The sequence below is a fragment of the Pedobacter sp. genome (assembly GCF_035566355.1).
In the GTDB taxonomy this organism is placed as follows: Bacteria; Bacteroidota; Bacteroidia; order Sphingobacteriales; family Sphingobacteriaceae; genus Pedobacter.
In genome coordinates, this window is the sequence record NZ_DATMRL010000062.1 from 1 (window position 1) to 5,534 (window position 5,534).

Sequence of the window (5,534 nt, forward strand, 5' to 3'; positions counted from 1 at the left end):
CGTAAATATACTGTCGCCATGATGAATATGATCCTGAAGGGAGAAATGGAACCATTGATGAACCAGGGAAATACAGACTGGTCTGTGATAGAAGCCAGAGTTAAACCTTATGGAGCACCAGGAGAAGAAATCCTGCTAAGGGCCAAAACGGTTGGATTCTATAACCAGCAGGACTGGGCAAATTATGTTCCTGCTGCCAAAGCATATCTGGAGAAATTTGGAGCCAATATTCCTGAACAAGAAAGAAGTATGTTTCAGGGCGCTATTGATCAGCACAAATAGGCGATTATGAATTGTTAGTTTTTTATGAATGATAAGTTAGATAAGGTATATACCGGCAGTGGATGCTGCCGGTTATACAAATTAAATTAAAATGATGAAAGACATTGGAAATAAAATAAGAATGCTTAGGGTAAATTCGAGAAAGAAACAGCGGCACCTGGCTGAGGCACTTGGAATATCCATTCCAGCTTATTCTAAAATAGAAACAGGTATCACCGATATTAATACTTCACGACTAATAGAAATAGCTAATTATTTCAAAGTTCGTCCGGCGCTATTTTTTGAGGATACAGAAGAAACAAAGAAAATGGAAGAGGATAGAAGACTGCGTGATGCACAATTCAGGAAAATGGAAACCATGGTCAATGAATTGCAGGAAAAATTAATTGTCACGCTCCAGGAAAATAACCTGCTGTATAAAAAAGTTGCAAATTAACCACAACACAACCAGGCCCCAACCGAAAAAGCCGCCTAACCAACGGCTTTTTCACTTTTAATACCTGGATATATTCTCACTGATCAGATCACTATTCGAAGGTTGTATAACCGTCTATACAAAAAGTGTGTAATTACCTGTACAATATTTACAATATGGTTCACAATTGTTTGAAATTCAATTTTTTAAGCGAATTAGTGTTTAGATTTAAGTATTGATTTTTAATCGGTGTAACTACTAATGTCAACAGGAGGTTTATGTTATGAAATCAAACTATATCTGGTGTTCGCTGTTGTTAATTTTATTAACCAGCTGTGCGAGACAAAGAAATCTGGTCTACTTCAGCGATTTAAAAACGCAAAGTGATAACATCAGCACAATCGTAAATGATGGTGAACCCAAGATTTTAAAGAATGATGTATTAAGTATCGACGTAAACAGTACGAGCCCGGAATCGAATGTTATGTTTGCTGCAAACCCAACTTCGGTTAATATGAATGGGTTTTATGAAAAGCAGGGCTACAGAGTTAACGCGAGTGGCCGGATCAAATTTCCGGTACTTGGTGAAGTTAAAGTAGAGGGACTCACCATTGCACAAGCCCAAAGTCTGGTTGAACAAGAACTTAACCGGTACGTGGTCAACTCCATTGTCAATATAAAATTCATGAACTTCAGAGTAACAGTTATTGGAGAAGTTAACCACCCTTCAACTTTTACTATTCCCAACGAAAAGATCAATTTACTCGAAGCTTTGGGACTTGCGGGCGATATGACACCTTATGGTAAAAGAGAAAATGTATTGCTCATCCGGGAAATTGATGGGAAGCGTACTATGGTGAGGGTCAATCTCAATCATCAGGATGTGCTGAACTCCCCATATTTTTATTTAAAACAAAATGATATTCTCTATATAGAGCCCGACAAAGCCAAATCAGTGGAATACAGTCATAGCAGCCGGTCTATGCCACTTATTGTGGCCACCATATCTGCAATTGCCGTATTGGCTACTGCATTTTTACACAGATAAGTTTTTTGATATAAAATTTAAAGACCATGGCCTTGAATCAACTCTTTACCAGGTGCATTAAATACTGGTACATTTTTCTGATCTCAGTAATTATATGTATTGGAGTTGCTTATGCTTATATTCAAACTACAGTACCTTTTTATAAAGTGAGCAGTATTCTGCTGATCCAGGATGATGCCAAAGGAGACGGCTTGTTAAAAGGTACTGCCTTTAGCGACCTGAACATGTTCAGGACATCTAAAACAGTTGAAAATGAAATGGAGGTACTGAGGTCAAAAGACTTAATATACAAAGTTTTATATGATTTGGGTTTAGAGGTAAAGTATAGCTATCAACTGCCCTTTAAGAAAAAGGAACTCTATGGTAAAACACTGCCCGTTCAGGTTGTTGTACTTAGGTTAAATGAGCCAGCCTTTCTGAAAAAACTTTCTGTGCAAAGCATCGCGGATGACAAGTTTGTCCTTAGAGACAGCAGCAGTAAAGTTGTGTACCGTTATAACCAGGTTATTAGCAGACCGGAATACAGTATAAAGATCATGAAAGGAGAGGCCTTCAATACCATGAATAAGCCGGTGGACATTCGTTTCGTCAATCTTCGTAAAGCCGCTGAAGCCTACAGCTTAAATGCACTAACGGTTTTACCTGTGGTTAAAGATGCAAATACAATTGTTCTGAGTTTACTGGATGCAGTCCCTGCAAGAGGTGTCGACATTCTGACCAGGCTGATAGACACTTACAATCAGGAAAACGTGATGAATAAAAACATCATGGCATTAAATACCATAAAATTCATAGACGGTAAACTGGGAAATTTAACTAAAGACCTGACAGGTGTAGAACAAGACGTAGAAAACTATAAAAGAAACAACCGCGTTACAGAACTGAACAGCGATGCTCAGATGAACCTGCAGTCTTCAGGAGAATATGGACAGCAGCTGGCCTCAAGCGAAGTTCAGGTTTCATTGGTACAGTCGATTATTGGCTATTTAAACGGAGGCGATCATAAATTTGATCTGGTACCCACCACGCTCGGATTAAAAGACCCGACTTTAATGAGCCTGACCGACAAATACAACAACCTCCAGATAGAAAGAGAAAGGTTACTTAAAACAGTCAGAGTAAATAACCCATTGGTTGTTAATATTTCCGACCAGCTCACCGGCCTTAAAGGAAAAATTCTGGAAAATCTGGGGGTCATTAAACGAGGGCTGGATCTGGAAAGGTCAAGTCTGAGAAATAAGACTGCGCAATTCGAATCCAGACTCCACCAAACACCAGTTATTGAAAGGGGATTGATTGAAAGGAGCAGGGAGCAAAGCGTTAAGAATACGCTTTATCACTACCTTCTGCAAAAAAGAGAAGAAACCGAACTTTCGCTCTCTGCAACCATCCCTACATCACAAGTTATTGATAAACCGGCCTATAATTCCACACCGGCTAAACCAAAAGTTCAATTGATTTACATGATCAGCATTTTATGCGGACTCTTGCTGCCTGTTTCCTTTGTTTATGCCAGAACGCAGTTGAACAATAAAGTAAGAGATTTGTCTGATGTAGAATACGGCACCGGGCATGCCTTAATCCTGGGCGAGCTTAGCCATAATGGTCGAAAAGACCCCTTACTGGTTCATAGCGATCAGAGCACAACTATGGCCGAATTGTTCAGGTACATCAGAACCAGCCTCAATTTTATTGACAAAACCAACAGCAACCAGGTCTTACTTGTTACATCCAGTACTAAAGGAGAAGGAAAGACCTTTTTTACGACTAATCTCGGCCTTACACTCACCCTGTCTGGCAAGAAAGTTGTATTACTCGAATTTGATCTGCGTAAACCGGACCTGCTGAATAATTTAGAACTCAAAGCTACTACCGGCCTTTCAGAATACTTAAGCTCTTCAGAAATCAGACTGGAAGATATTCTAATGGAGGTTCCATCTTCTCCGAATTTATACGCCATCGGGTGCGGAAAAATCCCTTCCAATCCAGCAGAATTACTTATGGGGCCTAAAGTACCCGAGTTGTTTGCCGAATTAAGAAAACGTTTTGATTATATCGTTGTAGATACATCCCCTGTAGGCCATGTCGCCGACGCCTTCAGTCTGTCACCATTTGCCGACGCGAGTATTTATATGGTAAGATATAATTTTACACAAAAGGCCGATCTTGGAATTTTCAAGGACATCTGCGAGCATAAAAAATTAAAAAAACCATTACTGGTATTTAATGATGCCAGAAAAGAAAACAAGAACATGTACAGATATGGCAGATATGCCTATACTGCATAATTATAACCAGATACCCGGGAATAACCATCCCAATTCAAGGTAGTCCTTCGGGATTTACGAAAGAGAAAACATCATCTTTTTAAAATTAAAATTTTCATGTAAGTGAGGTGGCGAAGCCGTGTAAGCAGAACAGATCTTTCTTAACCTAAATTATATTATGGAAAATTTAAATTCTATCAACAAACTCATGAATGAACGAAAATGGTTTGTGGTTTATACCAGGCCGCGGTGGGAGAAAAAGATTGAAAAGGAATTGCAGATGGCAGGAATTACGGCATATTGTCCAGTGAGAAAAGTCAAAAATCAATGGGCAGACAGAGTGAAGGAAGTAGAGCTACCCTTATTTAGTTCTTATGTTTTTGTCAAAATTAACGCTAAAGAAGACCTGAAGGTGAGAACCACAACAGGGGTTATGAATTTTGTCTATTATATGGGAAAACCCGCCCAGATCAGAGATGTGGTCATTGATGAAATAAAATGCTTTCTGGAATTGTTTCCAAGTTTGGAAGCAGTCAGTTTACAGCAGCTTAGTGCAGGTGACCGCGTTATTATTAAAGAAGGTGTAATGACACAGAAGCAGGGAGAAATCCTGCAGGTAAGAGGCAAAAATGTTCTGGTCGTTATAGACTGTTTGCATTGTGCGCTGATTACAAAAGTACCCGTATCCAATCTAGAACTGATTAATTAGATACCGATAACCATGATAAAGGAACCAGAAACAGATCAGGTAAAAATAGGCATCATCGGACTGGGCTACGTTGGCCTTCCCCTTGCGGTAGAATTTGCCAAAAAATATAAGGTTTTTGGTTTCGATACCAGTGTGGAACGGATTGCAAATTTGAAAATAGGTTTTGATCAAACCAGAGAAGTAGAGGAGCATATCCTGCAGTCGGTTCTCACCAATGACTGTACCACCCTAAAAGGATTGTTTTGTACAAACGAGCCTGAGATGCTTCGTAAATGTAGCAGATACATTGTAACAGTACCGACCCCGGTCGACAAAAACAAACATCCGGATCTGAGACCGTTAATGGCCGCCAGTAAAATGGTGGGAAGTGTATTGAAAAGAGGGGATATCGTGATCTACGAGTCTACGGTATACCCGGGAGTAACCGAAGATGAATGCGTGCCTGTACTGGAAAAGTATTCCGGTTTGAGGTTCAATAAAGATTTTTTTGCCGGATATTCACCCGAAAGAATTAATCCGGGAGATAAGGAGCACACCGTAAGCCAGATTTTAAAGGTCACTTCCGGTTCTACACCGGAAGCAGCTGAAAAGGTAGATGAACTTTACCATTCTGTAATTGCAGCAGGTACGTTTAAGGCTTCTTCCATACGGGTAGCCGAAGCCGCAAAAGTTATAGAAAATGCACAGCGGGATATCAATATCGCTTTTATTAATGAACTTGCTATGATCTTTAACCGTCTTGGGATAGATACGGGAGAAGTATTGAAAGCTGCCGGAACAAAATGGAATTTTATTCAATTCAAACCAGGGCTT

General features: G+C 39.7%; 5 protein-coding genes and 1 pseudogene. All 6 read left to right on the forward strand.

From position 1 onward, the window contains the following. Positions 1-282, forward strand: a pseudogene (locus tag VNZ46_RS02335) (glycoside hydrolase family 2); the annotation flags it as partial. A gap of 91 nt (positions 283-373) precedes the next feature. After that, positions 374-718 carry a helix-turn-helix transcriptional regulator gene (locus VNZ46_RS02340; RefSeq protein ID WP_325558462.1) on the forward strand — a complete coding sequence of 115 codons (345 nt, stop codon included), beginning with the start codon at positions 374-376 and terminating at the stop codon, positions 716-718. Between the two features lie 262 nt (positions 719-980). Continuing rightward, positions 981-1,745 (forward strand): polysaccharide biosynthesis/export family protein, encoded by a 765-nt coding sequence (locus VNZ46_RS02345; protein ID WP_133778144.1) that lies wholly within the window; start codon positions 981-983, stop codon positions 1,743-1,745. A 26-nt stretch (positions 1,746-1,771) separates the two neighbouring features. Next, positions 1,772-4,033, forward strand: coding sequence for a GumC family protein (locus VNZ46_RS02350; protein ID WP_325558463.1), 2,262 nt, complete (start codon positions 1,772-1,774; stop codon positions 4,031-4,033). A 157-nt stretch (positions 4,034-4,190) separates the two neighbouring features. After that, complete coding sequence (locus VNZ46_RS02355) at positions 4,191-4,721, forward strand: UpxY family transcription antiterminator (protein ID WP_325558464.1); 531 nt, start codon at positions 4,191-4,193, stop codon at positions 4,719-4,721. A gap of 12 nt (positions 4,722-4,733) precedes the next feature. Further along, a partial coding sequence (locus tag VNZ46_RS02360; protein WP_325558465.1) for a nucleotide sugar dehydrogenase occupies positions 4,734-5,534 on the forward strand: 801 nt, incomplete at its 3' end.

Coding starts and splice junctions, on each gene's coding strand:
- VNZ46_RS02340 (WP_325558462.1), top strand. CDS start 374: ATGATGAAAGACATTGGAAATAAAATAAGAATGCTTAGGGTAAATTCG.
- VNZ46_RS02345 (WP_133778144.1), top strand. CDS start 981: ATGAAATCAAACTATATCTGGTGTTCGCTGTTGTTAATTTTATTAACC.
- VNZ46_RS02350 (WP_325558463.1), top strand. CDS start 1,772: ATGGCCTTGAATCAACTCTTTACCAGGTGCATTAAATACTGGTACATT.
- VNZ46_RS02355 (WP_325558464.1), top strand. CDS start 4,191: ATGGAAAATTTAAATTCTATCAACAAACTCATGAATGAACGAAAATGG.